The following is a 15,153-nucleotide window of genomic DNA, read 5'->3' as shown; positions in this document are numbered from 1 at the left end:
TAGACAGCGCGCCCAAACGCAACAAGGTCCGCAAGCGACATGTTCGCCCCCTGCCCACCCGCAGATCCGTTTTTCCAGCGGCCCAACATTTTCTTCGCGCCAACATTTTCTTCGCGTCGGTGCAATTTCCCTGTTGCATTTGAAAATGGTTTGAGCGATACACCGCCTCGTCGCAGCGATGCGGCCCACGGTTCAGCATAACTACCCCGGACCGGTGGATTATGAGCGGGTGTAGCTCAGGGGTAGAGCATAACCTTGCCAAGGTTAGGGTCGAGCGTTCGAATCGCTTCACCCGCTCCATTTTCTCTTCACATGACATTAAAAGCATGCCGGAAGACGCAACTCATTGCGTCACAGCCGCTTTGCGCTTGCTGCTGCAGTCACAGCGGACACTCTCGCCTTTTCCACAAACTCTCTCAGAAAAAATGCTCCCACCTCGTCACAAAGGTGTTGCATTTGAAAATGGTTTGAGCGATACACCGCCTCGTCGCAGCGATGCGGCCCACGGTTCAGCATAACTACCCCGGACCGGTGGATTATGAGCGGGTGTAGCTCAGGGGTAGAGCATAACCTTGCCAAGGTTAGGGTCGAGCGTTCGAATCGCTTCACCCGCTCCATTCTCTCTTCAAATCATTTCCCATGACATGACGATATGACCGAGCCGGAAACGGCTTTGCGCCGTCTGCCGAAAAAATTTCGCATCCGGCGGAATAAACATCCTTCGGCCTGCGTATATTCGGTCATGAGCAACAAACGACAGCCCTTTGACGTTCTGGCACAGCTTTCGAGCCTGCGCCGTTACGCGCGTTCGCTTGTTCGCCATCCGGACGATGCCGAGGACCTGGTGCATGACGCGCTGGTGCGCGCCTTTGAACGCAAGGCAACCTTCCGCACCGGTGGCAACCTGCGCAACTGGCTGCTGTCGATCGTGCACAATACCCATATCGACCGCCTGCGCCGAGCAAAATCGCTCGACCGCCGTCATGACGATGCCGCCTATCTGATCGACACAGTCGAGCAGGCGGACCCCAACCATTCCATCCGCCTGAAACAGTTGCGCGATGCCTTTCACGGCCTGCCCGACGAACAGCGCGATGCCCTGCATCTGGTGGCGATCGAAGGTCTTTCCTATCAGGAAGCCGCAAACGCGCTTTCCATTCCCGTCGGCACGCTGATGTCGCGCATTTCCCGCGCGCGCGAAAAACTGCGCGATTTCGAGGAAGGCCGGCGCAGTGCCAACCCCACCCACCTGAAGATCATTGGAGGCGGACGCGATGAAACCCGTTGACCCGATCCTGCCCACCGATATCGACGCCTATGTGGACGACCAGCTCGACACCGCGCGCCGGATCGAGGTGGAGGCCCATCTTTCCGAACATCCGGAAATCGCCGCCAAGGTGATGGCCGACCTTTCCATTCGCGGCGAGCTGCGCCTGGCATTGGCGACCGCGCCGACGCATGGAAGGCCGGAAACTCGGGAGGCCGCCCGCCGCCTGCAGGGCGCTCTGTCGCGTCACCGCATGCTCTATCCGCTGCAGCGCATAGCGGCCGTCGGCCTGCTTTTGTGCGCCGGCTGGTTTGCCAACAGCACGATCGGTCCTTTCACGCCAAGCACGGTGGAAGCCTCGACGCCTGTTCCGAGCTTTGTCGATGCGGCAATCAGCGCCCATACGACGTCCAAACTGCGCGAAACCATGCCTTCGCAAATGGAGGCGGCCAATTACGATGCCGCCGGCATCCGTTCCGCCACCGCCATTGTCATGCCGGACATTCCGGAAGGCTGGCAGGTGAAGGACGTGCAGATCTTTCCATCCGCCTTCGGCCCGAGTGTCGAGGTGACCATCCTGCGCGACGGTGCGGAACGGCTTTCGCTGTTTGCCGTGCGTCCCGGCAGTTTTGCCGTGCAGCAGGCGACACTGACCAAATCGGACGGTGTGCAGGCTTCCTACTGGCAGATCGGCGAGGTCGCTTATGCGCTCGTGTCCGAAACCCAGAATGCCAACCAGTTGAAGGACGAGGCCCAAAGCCTCGCCGACACGCTTTATTAAAAATCTCAAGAGGAGCAATTTGATGAATACGCCCCGCTTCGGCTACAATTCTTCCGTCCAGTCCCGCGCGGATTTCGACGAGGGCCTGCGCCAGCATATGCTGCGCATCTATAACTACATGGGCCTTGGCCTGATCATTACCGGCCTCGTCGCCTTCGTTGTCGGCTCCACGCCGGCGCTTTACGTGCCGATCTTCTCCACCCCGCTGAAATGGGTGGTGATGCTGGCCCCGCTCGCCTTCGTGTTCTTCTTCTCGTTCAAGATCCAGTCCATGTCGGCGGCCTCCGCACAGATGACTTTCTGGATCTTCTGCGCCGTGATGGGTCTTTCGCTCGCTTCCGTGTTCCTCGTGTTCACCGGCGCAAGCATCGCCCGCACCTTCTTCATCGCCGCCACCATGTTCGGCGCCACCAGCCTTTACGGTTACGTCACCAAGCGTGACCTGACCAAGCTCGGCTCGTTCATGATCATGGGCCTGATCGGTGTGATGATCGCTTCGATCGTCAACATCTTCCTCGGCTCCAGCGCCCTGCAGTTCGCCGTCTCGGTTATCGGTATCGTCGTCTTCCTCGGCCTGACCATGTGGGACACGCAGAACATCAAGGAACAGTATGCCGAAAACTTCGACCAGGAGAGCCAGCAGAAGATGGCCGTCATGGGCGCGCTTTCGCTCTACCTGAACTTCGTCAACATCTTCCAACTGCTGCTGAACTTCACCGGCCAGCGCGAAGAATAAGACAGACTGACCACAAGGAGCATTCTTCATGGACCAGAACGACCGCCATGCAATCGACGGCCTGTTCGGTAAACTGAAGCAGGTTGAAGGCCAGACCGGACCGCGCGACGGCGAGGCCGAAGCCTTCATCAACCAGCGTGTCGCCTCGCAGCCGGCAGCGCCCTATTTCATGGCACAGACGATCGTCGTGCAGGAACAGGCACTCGAAGCTGCCCAGCGCCGGATCGAGGAACTGGAATACCAGGCCTCGGCCCGTCCGGCCGGCGGCGGAGGTTTCTTCTCCAGCATGTTCGGCAGCAACAGCCAGCCGCGCCAGCAGCCCGCCCCTTATCGCGGCGCAGCCCCTGCGGCTTCGGCAGCCTACGGTAATCAGGGTTATGCCCAGAATGCCTATGCCGACCCGAATGGTCAGCAAGGCGGCCAACAGGGTGGACAGCCGAGCGGCCCATGGGGTCGTTCGGGTGCCGCACAGCGCCCTGGCTTCGGTGGCGCAGGCGGCGGCGGTTTTCTCGCCGGTGCGGCCCAGACGGCCATGGGTGTTGCCGGCGGTGTGCTGCTCGGCAATGCCATCATGGGCATGATGGGCGGCAACGAGGCACAGGCGGCAGAAACCCCGGCACCTGAACCGGCGCAGCCGGTCGAAGATGCCGATACTGGAATGGATGACGGCGGCGACGACATGGATTTCTGATCCACGCATCGCCTTCACCATCCGAAATGGCCGCGCCTGCCCGCGGCCATTTCTTTTTTCTGTCATCTCTTTTGCCTACAAGGCTCACATCGGCAAAATCTCGCATCACCTCTGGACCCGATGGCCTCAGACGACAGAATACAAGACGCCGATCCCCACAAGCCCGAGCAGGCACTGCGCTTTTCCGAAATTCTTGCGAACCTCGCCGGCGACGAAAGCCGCGAACGCATCTCTGTCGGTGACATTCTGGCCAGCATGGATGACCGCGCCATCGCCGCGCTGATCTTTGTGTTTGCGGTGCCGAACTGTTTTCCCACCCCGCCCGGCACATCCTCTGTTCTCGGTGTTCCGCTGATCTTTCTGACCGCGCAACTGATGCTGGGCATGAAACCTTGGCTGCCACGGCTGATCGCCGACCGCTCCATGACCAGAACCGATTTTGCAGCGATGATGGCGAGAACACAGCCCTGGATCATCAAGGCGGAGCGGATGCTGAAACCGCGGCTTCGGATTTTTGCGACACCGCTGGCCGAACGGCTTTTAGGTTGCCTCTGCCTGATCCTCGCGATCGTGCTGGCACTGCCGATCCCGCTCGGCAACATGCTGCCCGCCCTGGCGCTCTGCATCATCGCTTTCGGCATTCTGGAAAAGGATGGTGTCTGGACGATCGCAGGAACTGCGACCGGTGTGGTTTCACTCGGTGTTGTGGCCGGCGTCGTTTACGCCATGGTCAAGAGCGCCATCTACCTGCTCCTGACCTTCTTCCAGTAGTCAGCTGCGCGAGAACACGTAATCCGTTTCCTGCCGCAAGGTTTCGCCCGGACGCAAGACCGCGGTTGGGAAGCGTGGATGATTGGCGGCATCCGGCCAAACCTGGGTTTCCAGGCAGAAGCCGCCGTAATTATCATAAGGACGGCCGCCAATGCCGGAGACCGGCACATGCAGTTTCACGCCGGCATAAAACTGCACGCCGGGTTCCGTCGTGCGCACTTCCATGGCCACGCCGGAATTGAGGCTGCGCACCAGCGCCACGCTGCGCTTTTCGACCCGCTCGGTCGAAAGGCAGAAATTGTGGTCGTAAGGTACCTGCTGACCTTCGACCTCACGGCGGATCGGTCGCATTTCGCGAAAATCGAAATCAGTCTCGGCAACCGGGATCAGCGAACCGGTCGGCATCAGCATGTCGTCGACCTGCAGGTAATGATCGGCGGCCAGCATGATCTGGTGGTCGAGGATCGTATCGCTGCCATCCAGATTGAAATAGGAATGCTGGCAGACATTGCAGACGGTCGGTTTGTCGGTGCTCGCCTCATAGACGACGGACAGAACACCATCACCCTTCAGATGATAGGTGGCCGTGATCGTGCAATTGCCGGGGTAACCACCGCGGCCGTCGGCATCGATGATCGACAGCACGACGCGGTCGGCGGAAAGATCGACGATCGTCCAGTTGCGCTTGGCGATGCCATCGCTGCCGCCATGCAAATGGCCGAGGCCGTTTTCATTGAGTTCCAGCTGGTATTCGACGCCATCAAGTTCGAAACTGCCGGCACTGATACGATTGGCAACACGACCGGGCGTCGCGCCGAAATAGGGCGAATAACGCAGATAGTCTTCCAGCGTGTTGAGGCCGAGCACGAGAGGCGCCCCATGGCCTTCAAGCCGAAGGTCCTGGATGACGGAGCCCCAGGTCAGAACCTTTGCGGTCAATCCGCCACCGGATATCGTGACCCGATGGACGGTTTCTCCCTTCGGCGTATGGCCGAAAACCTCGCGTTCCCCTGCAACCATGATGCGGCTCCCTCAACCTGAGACCGCAACCTGTCTTATTTCGGATGGCTTCGCAATGGCTTACGCATATTCGGGGTTATGAAAATCTTGCGACAGAGTGGTGCTGACGCAAGTGACTTCCATCAGGCGCGATCCGCGCCGATCTCTTCCAGATCATAGGTCGTGGTCTGGTAGATCTCGTTGATCCAGTTGCCGAAGAACAGATGCGCATGGCTGCGCCAGCGGTTCTGCGGCGTCAGTTCGGCATCGTTGTGCGGAAAATAGTCATGCGGCATCTTGATCGGGATACCGGCATCGACATCGCGGAAATATTCATCGGCAAGCGAAGTGGAATCGTATTCGACATGGTTGAACATGAAGAGGCGGTTGCCCTTCTTTTCATGCACGAGGCAGACGCCCATCTCGTCGGATTCCATCAGGATTTCCAGATCCGGGATTTTTGCGATGTCCTCGCGGCGCACTTCCGTCCAGCGTGACACCGGCACCTGAAAGTCGTCGGAAAAACCGTTGAGATAGACCGAAGCCGGCGCCAGGTTGCGGTGGCGATAGACGCCAAACGCCTTTTCGTCGAGCTGGTGCTTGGGCACGCCGTGGAAATGATAAATGGCCGCCATCGCACCCCAGCAGACATTCAGCGTCGAATGCACATTGGTATGCGTCCAGTCGAGGATCTGCTTGAGTTCGTCCCAATAGGTGACGTCTTCATACGGCAGCAGCTCGACCGGGGCGCCGGTGATGATGAAACCGTCGAACTTGCGGTCCTTCACCTCTTCCCAGGTCTCGTAGAAGGACAGGAGATGTTCTTCCGAGGTGTTCTTGGCCTTGTGGCCGCCGATGCGGATGAGCGAAAACTGCACCTGCAGCGGCGAGGCGCCGACAAGGCGCGCCATCTGGATCTCGGTCTTGATCTTGTTGGGCATGAGGTTGAGCAAGCCGATCTGCAGCGGGCGGATGTCCTGCCGCACGGCGGCGGTCTCGGTCATCACGCGCACGCCTTCCTGAACCAGGGTCGTGAAGGCAGGCAGGGTATCGGGAATCTTGATCGGCATGTCGGAACCCACAAAACAAAAAACCGGCCGCAAAAAATCGCAGACCGGTCCGTGGGGAGTACCTTTTCCTCGCGGCCCTTTAGCGACTTTTTTAACGTGGCTGCAAGCCGGCCGGCCAAATCACCACAAAGTTCGGTATATCAGATAATCCTTGCCAGAGCCGGCGTCAATGGGAGCATGATTTTGCGCCGGGCGAGCGGATCACGGGTGCTCGCCCTCGGCGATGAAATTTGCAGGATGCCGGCGTCCCGCTTTCCCTTTTCCGCCGGTTTGCGCTATGGGCAATGCCGATGACATCAACGACCTTCACCATCCTTCTCGGCGGCCCGCTGAATGTAACCGAGCGCTTGCAGCGGGCGCTAGCCGGCAGCCGTGTGATTGCGGCCGATAGCGGTATGCGGCACGCAGCAGCGCTTGGCATCGAGCCGGAACTCTGGGTGGGGGATTTCGACTCCTCCGATGACGACCTTCTGCAGCAATGGCCGAATGTCGAACGACAACCCTACCCACCCGCAAAGAACGAAACCGATGGCGAAATCGCCACTGGCGAGGCGATTGCCCGTGGTGCGACGCGGCTGATCTTTGCCGGCGCGCTTGCCGGGGAACGCTCCGACCACGCCCTGCAACATTTGCTCTCGGCTGTGAGCCTTGCGGAACGCGGACTGGATGTGTTGCTGACCTCAGGTGACGAGGAAGCCGTGCCGCTTCTGTCCGGCACGAAATTTCTGGACCTGCCGCAAAATTCGCTGTTTTCGGTTCTCGGTTTTTCCGATCTGGAAGGGCTCGATATAGCCAACGTACGGTATCCGCTGAAAAAATTTTCGCTTCCCTTCGGCTCCTCGCGCACCGTTTCCAATGTCGCGGAGGGCACCGTGGAATTTTCTCTTGAAGCTGGCCGGGCAATCGTGCTCGCCCGCCCCTATGACCTGACCGGAGCCTGAACCATGGCACCCCCAATCCTGAAACTCGACGATATCCTGCTGACCTTTGGCGGCGCGCCGCTTTTGAACGGCGCCAGCCTGCAGGTGGAGCCGGGCGATCGTATCTGCCTTGTCGGCCGCAACGGTTCGGGCAAATCGACGCTGATGAAGATTGCCGCAGGCCTGGTGGAAGCACAGTCGGGCGAAGTGTTTCGCCATCCGTCCGCGACCATCCGTTATCTCGAGCAGGCACCGGATTTTGGCGCTTACACGACGGTGCAGGCCTATGCCGAGGCAGGTCTTGGACCAGGCGACGATCCTTATCGCGTCACCTATCTGCTGGAACATCTGGGCCTGACCGGTGAAGAAGAGCCATCCCGCCTTTCCGGCGGTGAAGCGCGCCGTGCAGCACTTGCCCGCGTGATGGCGCCGGAACCGGACATCCTGATGCTGGACGAGCCGACCAACCATCTCGACCTGCCGACCATCGAATGGCTGGAAGACGAATTGCGCAAGACCCGCAGCGCGCTTGTGGTCATCAGCCACGACCGTCGTTTCCTCGAAAAGGTGTCGAACGCCACCGTCTGGCTGGATCGTGGCACCTCGCGACGCCTGTCGCGTGGCTTTGGCCATTTCGAAGCCTGGCGCGATCAGGTGCTGGAAGAGGAAGAGATCGAGCAGCACAAGCTCGGCAAGGCGATCGAGCGCGAAGAACACTGGATGCGCTACGGCGTGACCGCCCGCCGCAAGCGCAACATGCGTCGTGTCGGCGAGTTGCAGGCCATGCGCGCCGAATATCGCGGCCACAAGGGGCCGCAGGGTTCGGTGCAAGCCTCGGTGGCCGAAGGCCGCGAGTCCGGAAAACTGGTGGTGGAAGCCGAGAACATCACCAAGACCTATGACAAGCCGATTGTTGCGCCGTTTTCGATCCGCGTGCATCGTGGCGACCGTATCGGTCTGGTTGGCCCCAACGGTGCGGGCAAAACCACGCTGCTGAAAATGCTGACCGGCCAGTTGAAGCCGGACAGCGGCTGGATCAAGCTCGGCACCAATCTGGAAATCGCCACGCTGGACCAGAAGCGCGAGGACCTCGACCCCGAAGACACGCTGTCGCATTACCTGACCGACGGCCGCGGCGAAACGCTGCTGGTGAATGGCGAGCAGCGCCATGTCGCCGGTTACATGAAGGATTTTCTGTTCCAGCCGGAACAGATCCGCACACCGATCAAGAACCTGTCCGGTGGTGAGCGCGCCCGCCTGATGCTGGCCCGCATGCTGGCCAAGCCGTCGAACCTGCTCATTCTCGACGAACCGACCAACGACCTCGACATCGAAACGCTCGACCTGCTGCAGGAAATCGTTGCGGGTTATAACGGCACCGTCATTCTCGTCAGCCACGACCGTGACTTTCTCGACCGCACGGTGACCTCCACCATCGCACCGGCCAGCCCGGATGCGCCGGATGGTCGCTGGATCGAATATGCCGGCGGATATACCGACATGCTGGCGCAGCGAAAGGGTGCTGCCGACGAGAAGCGCAAGGCGGAAAAGGCGAAGACGGATACCGCGCCTGCGGCTTCAGCCACCGCGGCCGAGCCTGCAAAATCCAAGAGCAAGCTTTCCTTTAAGCAGAAATTCGCGCTCGAAAACCTGCCGAAAGAAATCGCCAGGACCGAAGCCGAAATTGCCAAGCACGACCAGGCCATGGCCGACCCCAACCTGTTTTCCAAGGACCCGAAAGCCTTTGCAAAACTGGCGGAACAGGCAGCCGCCTTGCGCGAAAAACAGGCAAAGATGGAAGAGGAATGGCTGGAGTTGGAAATGCTGCGCGAAGAGCTGGAAAGCTAATAGTTACAAAAATTTAGCATTAACAATATCTTGCAACCAAAAAAAGTCTGTTGCGCGGCGGAACATTAGCGTTTTCTGGACGTTCGACATGTAATCCGGTGCTTGGCCTATGGCATGGCGAGCCCCCGGAGACGTGTTTCGAGTTCAACGAGGGGACGTTCCATGTCGGCGGGTTCTGCGTTTCGCCGGGTGGCGAGCAAGCAAATGATTCAACGGGTTATGATCGTTGAGGATGAATTCCTCATTGCGCTTGATGTGGCAGAAACCATTGAAGGCATGGGTCTGGAAGTCTCCGGTTTCGCCAGCGGGCGCAAGCACGCCATGGCGCTCGCCGCCTCTTCCGATATCGCCCTCGTCGACATCAATCTGTCCGACGGACCGACCGGACCGGACATTGCCCGGCAACTGGCGGAAGAATTCGGCATTACCGTCATTTTCATGACCGCCAACCCGGAAGACGTGAATAACGGCGTCGAAGGCACGCTCGGTGTCCTGACGAAGCCGGCCATGCCGGAGGTACTGGAACAGTCCATCAATTACGCGATTGCCAGCCGCATCGGCGGCATCGCCTCGGTTCCGCGCGAACTGCATGTGTTCCGCCAGACGCAGCATTGAAGGCACAGAATTTAGATACTAGGCACTGACGTTTACCACAACGCGGTTGCAACGGCTTGCCAACGTCGCAAGCGACGACTAAATTTTTCACCGCTCTAACGGGGTGCCGCACGAAAATGCGGCTGAGAGGCTTTTGCCAACCCGCGGAACCTGATCCGGCTAACACCGGCGGAGGGATTAGACGGCTCATCACCAGCGCCTATTCCCAAATTTTTTTATTGAGGAGGCGCCGATGCGCAGATGCATGATTTCCGTTGTCGCGGCTTTGACCGCCGCCCTGTCCTTCACCCTGCCCGCCGCAGCGCAGGAAAAGAAGACGCTCACTGTCTACACCTATGAAAGTTTTGTCGCTGAATGGGGGCCTGGCCCCAAGGTGAAAGCCGCGTTCGAGGCGACTTGCGACTGCACGGTGAATTTTGTCGCCGTCGCCGATGGTGTGGCGCTTCTGACCCGTCTGAAGCTGGAGGGGGCAGGCACCAAGGCCGATATCGCGCTCGGTCTCGATACCAATCTCGTCAAGGAAGCCATCGATACCGGACTGTTCGACAAGAGTGGTGTCGACATGAGCAAGCTGACGGTACCGGGCGGTTATCACGACGATATTTTTGTCCCCTATGACTACGGCCATTTCGCTGTCGTCTACGACACCGAAACCATCAAGACCCCGCCCAAGAGCCTGAAAGAGCTCGTCGAGGGCGATCCTTCCCAGAAAATCGTCATCGAGGATCCGCGCACATCCACCCCGGGCCTTGGCCTGCTGCTCTGGGTGAAATCGGTTTACGGCGACAAGGCGCCGGAAGCATGGGCGCAGTTGAAGAAGCGCGTTCTGACGGTGACGCCCGGCTGGTCGGAAGCTTATGGCATGTTCACCAAGGGCGAAGTGCCGATGGTCTTGTCCTACACGACCTCGCCCGCCTATCACATGGTGGAGGAGAAGAGCGACCGTTATCAGGCAGCCGCCTTCGAGGAAGGCCATTACATCCAGATCGAAGTGGCCGGTCTTTTGAAAAACGCGCCGAACAAGGAACTGGCCCAGCAATTCCTGAGCTTCATGGTGACACCGGCCTTTCAGGATGAAATCGCCACCACCAACTGGATGATGCCGGCCGCGCCGACCGAAAAGCCGTTGCCGGAAGCATTCGACAAACTGGTGAAACCGGCGAAGACATTTCTGATGGACCCGGCACAGGTGGCGAAAAACCGCCGCGCCTGGATCGATGAATGGCTGGCTGCCATGAGCCTGAATTGATCGGATGCTAACACGGACAGAGCGATATCAGGGTTATGCTGGCGGCGCAGTGGTCTTTGCCGCTATCGCCCTGTTCATCGCTCTCGCCGTGTTTGCGCTTCTCTCCTTCGATAGTGGCGAGACCGACCGGCCGCTGTTCGACGCCTATGTCTGGCGCATCCTGCGCTTCACGCTTTGGCAGGCGGGCCTTTCCACCCTTCTGTCGGTGGCACTGGCCCTGCCAGTGGCTTTGGCGCTTGCAAGGCAACCGCATTTTCCCGGCCGGATCTGGATCATCCGGCTGATGGCGGTGCCGATGGGCCTGCCGGTGCTGATCGGTGCGCTTGGCCTGATCGGCATATGGGGCCGTACCGGTATTCTGAACTCGGCGCTTGCCGCAATCGGGCTGAGCGAACCAGTCAGCATCTATGGCCTGAGCGGCATTCTGATCGCGCATGTCTTCTTCAACCTACCGCTGGCCTGCCGGCTTCTGCTCGCCGGACTGGAAAGGCTGCCGCCGGATTATTGGCGGCTGTCGGCGAGCCTTGGCCTGCCCGCGCTTTCAATTTTCCGTTTTGTCGAATGGCCGGCGATAAAGCCGCTGCTTGCCGGCATCGCCGGGCTAGTCTTCATGCTCTGCGCCACCAGTTTCACGCTGGTTCTGGTGCTGGGTGGCGGGCCGGCGGCAACGACACTGGAAGTGGCGATCTACCAGTCGCTGCGTTTCGATTTCGATCCTCAGCGGGCGATCTCGTTGGCATTGCTGCAGATTGCGGTGACCGCATCGATCCTGGCGCTGATGGCGCTATTGCCCACACCGAAGGATGACAGCGCCGTAACCGGCCGTGCAGCACGGCGTTTTGATGGCACAGGTTTTGGCGCGCGCGCCTGGGACGGGATCATCGTGGTTCTCGCCGTTATTTTTCTCTGCCTCCCCCTCGCCTCCATCCTTTTTGCCGGGTTGAAGGCGGATTTCGCACGGCTTTTGACCACGCCTGCCTTCTGGAAAGCGGCATGGACGAGTTTCTGGATCGCATTTCTCGCCGGCCTGATATCGCTGACGGCATCCATCGCCATTATCAATGCACGCGCTGCCATTGCCGATGCCCGCAAACCCGGTCTCGCGCCGCGCGGCTTTTCCGCCCTTCTCGCCAGCCTGTCATCTCTCGTGCTTCTGGTGCCGCCGGTCGTGATCGGCACCGGCTGGTTCCTTCTGCTTCGGCCTTATGGAGATGTGGCGAGTTTTGCGCCGCTTCTGGTTGTTATGATCAACGCCATGACGGCCCTCCCCTTCGTGATGCGTGTCCTGTCACCGGCCTTTGCGACACACCGGCAGCGCACCGCGCGGCAGGCCGCCAATCTCGGCATTTTTGGTTTTGCCCGGCTGCGGCTGATCGACCTGCCGGTTCTGGCAGCGCCTCTCGCGACTGCCTTTTCCTTCGCCATGGCACTTTCGCTGGGTGATCTCGGCGCGGTCACTCTGTTCGGATCGGAGGAACTCGTAACCCTGCCCTGGCTGGTCTATAGCCGGCTGGGCAGTTACCGTACCGCCGACGCGGATGGTTTTGCGTTGATTCTGGCCCTTCTGTGCCTGGGCTTGACGATTGCCGGCACAGCGGGCCAACGCGGCAGGAAAGACGACGGATAATGACATCGAACCAACCTTCCGGCATTCGATTGCAGAACGTCAGCCTGATGCTGGGGACAAAACAGTTTCGTTTCGATTGCGAACTGCCGGCCGGTGCGATCACCGCCATTACCGGTCCGTCCGGATCGGGCAAATCGACGCTTCTCAACCTGATTGCCGGTTTCGAGACGCCCGAGAGCGGCAAGGTGACGATCGGCAGCGCCAATGTCACGGCGCTGCATCCTTCGCAGCGACCTGTCTCGCTGGTGTTTCAGGACAATAATCTGTTTGCCCATCTCGACCTTGCCACCAATATCGGGCTTGGCATCCATCCATCGCTAAAACTGTCCGCAGAGGATGGGAAACGCATCAGCGGCGCTCTGGAGCGGGTGGGCTTAGGAGGATACGAAAAGCGCAAACCCGGCACCTTGTCCGGCGGCGAACGCCAACGCGCCGCCTTTGCCCGTGCGCTGGTGCGCGAACGCCCCGTCCTGCTTTTGGACGAGCCTTTTGCCGCACTGGACCCCGGCCTGCGGCAATCGATGGCGGGCCTGTTGCTGGAGCTTCACCGGGAGACGGGCAACACAGTGGCAATCGTTACACATGATGCAAACGAGGTGCGGCAATTGGCGGATCACGCACTCTTCATTGACCACGGCGAGATTACGCTGCAGGCCGAAATCGAGGTGTTTCTGATGCGTCGCGACGTGCCCGGACTCACGGAATTCCTTAAACTGTGAAAAAGCGTCAACGGCCGTGCCACAATTTGGACGTGGGCTGATGCAAAGTCCGCTATCCGAACGATAACGGATTGATAATTACTTGCAAAAGCTGGGTTTCTTTCTATTTCCTTGGATATCGGTGCATGCGGCATCCAAAATCAGCTAAGTGGAATATGACGTTTGGCAGGTTTCGTATGTTGGGTCATTATAAAGACCCGGCAGAGACGCTTGCCACAACAGGCTTGAGCAAATGACGGTTGGCAACGCGGCGAGAGAGATGACGGAAGGCTGGACCAGAAAGGCATTCAGTGACGCGCCTGCGACGACACCACGTCGCCTGCGGTCCGCAGCACTTTGCCTGCTGCTTGCCGGCGCCACCGCCCTTTCCAGCTGCCAGTCGATCCTCGACCAGACCTATCAGGCCAATGTCTCGCCCTCGTCCAATCCGCAGATTGTCGATGAGGTGCAGAAGAACGATCCGCGTGCCCAGATGGGAGCCCGCGAACATCCGCGCATCGTCGCGAGTTATGGCGGCGAATATCACGATGCCAAGACGGAACGTCTGGTCGCCCGCATTGCCGGCGCACTGACGGCGGTTTCGGAAAACCCCAACCAGTCTTTCCGCATCACCATCCTCAATTCCCCGGCGATCAACGCCTTCGCCCTGCCCGGCGGTTATCTTTACGTGACCCGCGGCCTTCTGGCGCTCGCCAACGACGCCTCGGAAGTGGCAGCCGTGCTGTCCCACGAAATGGGCCACGTCACCGCAAACCACGGCATCGAACGGCAGAAGCGTGAAGAGGCGGAAGTCATCGCCAGCCGTGTGGTGGCCGAAGTGCTCTCCAGCGATCTCGCCGGCAAGGCGGCACTGGCCCGCGGCAAACTGCGGCTCGCCGCCTTCTCGCGCCAGCAGGAACTGCAGGCCGACGTGATCGGCGTGCGCATGCTGGGCGAAGCCGGTTACGATCCTTATGCCTCGCCGCGTTTCCTCGACTCCATGGCGGCCTATGCCCGTTACTCGGCAGTCGATCCGGACAACGACCAGAGCCTCGACTTCCTCTCCAGCCACCCGAATGCGCCGCAGCGCGTCGAACTGGCGCGCCAGCATGCGCGCGCCTTCGGGCAGGAAGGCACGGTCGGCGATCGCGGCCGCGACTATTATCTCGCCGGCATCGATGGCCTTCTGTATGGCGACAGCCCCGAAGAAGGCTATGTCCGCAACGAAACCTTCCTGCATGGTGGCCTTGGCATTCGTTTCGACGTGCCGGAAGGCTTTCGCATCGACAACAAGGTCGAGGCGGTGCTGGCAACCGGCCCGAACGAAACCGCGATCCGTTTCGATGGCGTAGCCGCCGGTGATACCGGCAGCCTGACCAATTACATGACCAGCGGCTGGGTGGCAGGACTGCTGCCTGATACCGTGCGAGAAATCACCGTCAACGGCCTGCCGGCGGCAACCGCCCGCGCGAGTGCCGAACGCTGGGATTTCGACGTCACCGTCATCCGCATCGACAAGCAGATCTTTCGTTTCCTGACGGCCGTGCCGAAGGGCAGCGCCATTCTGCAGCCGACGGCGGACATTCTACGCCAAAGTTTTCGCCGCATGACACCGCAGGAAATCGCCAGCCTGAAGCCGTTGCGCGTGCGTGTGGTGACGGTGGGTGCCAATGATACGATCACCAGCCTTGCCGCCCGCATGATGGGCACGGATCGCAAGCTCGACCTGTTCAAGCTGATCAACGCCATGCCCGCCAGCGCGACCGTATCGCCGGGGCAGAAGGTAAAAATCATTTCCGAATAATCGGTCTTCCAGATCGCAGATACGAAAAAGCCTCCGAGCAAAAATGGTTCGGAGGCTTTTTCAATTGGCATGGCCGA

The 15,153-nt window shown here is 59.8% G+C and carries 14 protein-coding genes, 2 tRNA genes and 2 riboswitches; of the genes, 14 read left to right on the top strand and 2 right to left on the bottom strand.

Annotated features, from left to right (window positions below; all coding sequences use genetic code 11):
- Nucleotides 1-225 precede the first annotated feature (225 nt).
- From J2T09_RS10585 to J2T09_RS10555, 7 genes are all read left to right on the top strand, one after another.
- Nucleotides 226-300 (top strand) — tRNA-Gly (locus J2T09_RS10585).
- 242 nt (nucleotides 301-542) lie between these two features.
- Nucleotides 543-617 (top strand) — tRNA-Gly (locus tag J2T09_RS10580).
- A gap of 125 nt (nucleotides 618-742) precedes the next feature.
- Nucleotides 743-1,288, top strand: a complete 546-nt coding sequence (locus tag J2T09_RS10575; RefSeq protein WP_306834068.1) for a sigma-70 family RNA polymerase sigma factor — start codon at nucleotides 743-745, stop codon at nucleotides 1,286-1,288.
- Entirely contained in the window at nucleotides 1,275-2,048 is a 774-nt protein-coding gene (locus J2T09_RS10570) for an anti-sigma factor family protein (RefSeq protein ID WP_306834066.1), read from the top strand. Before J2T09_RS10575 ends, J2T09_RS10570 begins: the two co-directional genes overlap by 14 nt.
- A 22-nt stretch (nucleotides 2,049-2,070) precedes the next feature.
- Nucleotides 2,071-2,784: a Bax inhibitor-1/YccA family protein gene (locus J2T09_RS10565; RefSeq protein WP_306834064.1), complete on the top strand. Its 714-nt coding sequence runs from the start codon at nucleotides 2,071-2,073 to the stop codon at nucleotides 2,782-2,784.
- A gap of 28 nt (nucleotides 2,785-2,812) precedes the next feature.
- Nucleotides 2,813-3,475, top strand: coding sequence for a DUF2076 domain-containing protein (locus J2T09_RS10560; protein ID WP_306834062.1), 663 nt, complete (start codon nucleotides 2,813-2,815; stop codon nucleotides 3,473-3,475).
- A 120-nt stretch (nucleotides 3,476-3,595) separates the two neighbouring features.
- Nucleotides 3,596-4,246, top strand: coding sequence for an exopolysaccharide biosynthesis protein (locus J2T09_RS10555; RefSeq protein ID WP_306834060.1), 651 nt, complete (start codon nucleotides 3,596-3,598; stop codon nucleotides 4,244-4,246).
- Here J2T09_RS10555 and J2T09_RS10550 read toward each other — a convergent pair whose 3' ends face one another.
- Entirely contained in the window at nucleotides 4,247-5,266 is a 1,020-nt protein-coding gene (locus J2T09_RS10550; RefSeq protein WP_306834057.1) for an aldose epimerase family protein, read from the bottom strand. It abuts the gene before it with no gap.
- Between the two features lie 122 nt (nucleotides 5,267-5,388).
- Nucleotides 5,389-6,315, bottom strand: a complete 927-nt coding sequence (metA, locus tag J2T09_RS10545; RefSeq protein WP_306834056.1) for a homoserine O-acetyltransferase MetA — start codon at nucleotides 6,313-6,315, stop codon at nucleotides 5,389-5,391.
- Nucleotides 6,316-6,374: 59 nt separating this feature from the next.
- Nucleotides 6,375-6,452, bottom strand: a riboswitch (SAM riboswitch).
- Nucleotides 6,453-6,599: 147 nt separating this feature from the next.
- On the opposite strand from metA, the gene J2T09_RS10540 reads away from it, so the two are divergent.
- The 7 genes from J2T09_RS10540 to J2T09_RS10510 all read left to right on the top strand — a co-directional run bounded on the left by J2T09_RS10540 (nucleotide 6,600) and on the right by J2T09_RS10510 (nucleotide 15,076).
- A complete protein-coding gene (locus J2T09_RS10540) occupies nucleotides 6,600-7,256 on the top strand; it encodes a thiamine diphosphokinase (RefSeq protein ID WP_306834054.1) in 657 nt (218 codons plus the stop codon).
- A gap of 3 nt (nucleotides 7,257-7,259) precedes the next feature.
- Nucleotides 7,260-9,083 carry an ABC-F family ATP-binding cassette domain-containing protein gene (locus J2T09_RS10535; protein ID WP_306834052.1) on the top strand — a complete coding sequence of 608 codons (1,824 nt, stop codon included), beginning with the start codon at nucleotides 7,260-7,262 and terminating at the stop codon, nucleotides 9,081-9,083.
- Nucleotides 9,084-9,245: 162 nt separating this feature from the next.
- Nucleotides 9,246-9,698, top strand: a complete 453-nt coding sequence (locus J2T09_RS10530) for a response regulator (RefSeq protein WP_306834050.1) — start codon at nucleotides 9,246-9,248, stop codon at nucleotides 9,696-9,698.
- An 89-nt stretch (nucleotides 9,699-9,787) separates the two neighbouring features.
- Nucleotides 9,788-9,892: riboswitch (TPP riboswitch) on the top strand.
- 50 nt (nucleotides 9,893-9,942) lie between these two features.
- The gene (thiB, locus tag J2T09_RS10525) at nucleotides 9,943-10,947 is read left to right on the top strand and encodes a thiamine ABC transporter substrate binding subunit (protein ID WP_373458429.1); all 1,005 of its coding nucleotides are present in this window, start codon (nucleotides 9,943-9,945) and stop codon (nucleotides 10,945-10,947) included.
- A 4-nt stretch (nucleotides 10,948-10,951) separates the two neighbouring features.
- Nucleotides 10,952-12,574, top strand: coding sequence for a thiamine/thiamine pyrophosphate ABC transporter permease ThiP (gene thiP / locus J2T09_RS10520; protein WP_306834045.1), 1,623 nt, complete (start codon nucleotides 10,952-10,954; stop codon nucleotides 12,572-12,574).
- Nucleotides 12,574-13,293 (top strand): thiamine ABC transporter ATP-binding protein, encoded by a 720-nt coding sequence (locus J2T09_RS10515; RefSeq protein WP_306834043.1) that lies wholly within the window; start codon nucleotides 12,574-12,576, stop codon nucleotides 13,291-13,293. Before thiP ends, J2T09_RS10515 begins: the two co-directional genes overlap by 1 nt.
- Before the next feature lie 259 nt (nucleotides 13,294-13,552).
- Nucleotides 13,553-15,076 (top strand): M48 family metalloprotease, encoded by a 1,524-nt coding sequence (locus tag J2T09_RS10510; protein ID WP_306834525.1) that lies wholly within the window; start codon nucleotides 13,553-13,555, stop codon nucleotides 15,074-15,076.
- Nucleotides 15,077-15,153: the final 77 nt, after the last annotated feature.

This window comes from Neorhizobium huautlense (assembly GCF_030811685.1).
GTDB lineage: Bacteria > Pseudomonadota > Alphaproteobacteria > Rhizobiales > Rhizobiaceae > Neorhizobium > Neorhizobium huautlense_A.
The sequence above is the reverse complement of the archived record's forward strand: the minus strand, read 5'-3'. Positions and strand labels throughout refer to the sequence as shown.

Coding starts and splice junctions, on each gene's coding strand:
- J2T09_RS10565 (WP_306834064.1), top strand. CDS start 2,071: ATGAATACGCCCCGCTTCGGCTACAATTCTTCCGTCCAGTCCCGCGCG.
- J2T09_RS10575 (WP_306834068.1), top strand. CDS start 743: ATGAGCAACAAACGACAGCCCTTTGACGTTCTGGCACAGCTTTCGAGC.
- J2T09_RS10510 (WP_306834525.1), top strand. CDS start 13,553: ATGACGGAAGGCTGGACCAGAAAGGCATTCAGTGACGCGCCTGCGACG.
- thiP (WP_306834045.1), top strand. CDS start 10,952: ATGCTAACACGGACAGAGCGATATCAGGGTTATGCTGGCGGCGCAGTG.
- metA (WP_306834056.1), bottom strand. CDS start 6,315: ATGCCGATCAAGATTCCCGATACCCTGCCTGCCTTCACGACCCTGGTT.
- J2T09_RS10560 (WP_306834062.1), top strand. CDS start 2,813: ATGGACCAGAACGACCGCCATGCAATCGACGGCCTGTTCGGTAAACTG.
- J2T09_RS10550 (WP_306834057.1), bottom strand. CDS start 5,266: ATGGTTGCAGGGGAACGCGAGGTTTTCGGCCATACGCCGAAGGGAGAA.
- J2T09_RS10570 (WP_306834066.1), top strand. CDS start 1,275: ATGAAACCCGTTGACCCGATCCTGCCCACCGATATCGACGCCTATGTG.
- thiB (WP_373458429.1), top strand. CDS start 9,943: ATGATTTCCGTTGTCGCGGCTTTGACCGCCGCCCTGTCCTTCACCCTG.
- J2T09_RS10535 (WP_306834052.1), top strand. CDS start 7,260: ATGGCACCCCCAATCCTGAAACTCGACGATATCCTGCTGACCTTTGGC.
- J2T09_RS10540 (WP_306834054.1), top strand. CDS start 6,600: ATGCCGATGACATCAACGACCTTCACCATCCTTCTCGGCGGCCCGCTG.
- J2T09_RS10530 (WP_306834050.1), top strand. CDS start 9,246: ATGTCGGCGGGTTCTGCGTTTCGCCGGGTGGCGAGCAAGCAAATGATT.
- J2T09_RS10515 (WP_306834043.1), top strand. CDS start 12,574: ATGACATCGAACCAACCTTCCGGCATTCGATTGCAGAACGTCAGCCTG.
- J2T09_RS10555 (WP_306834060.1), top strand. CDS start 3,596: ATGGCCTCAGACGACAGAATACAAGACGCCGATCCCCACAAGCCCGAG.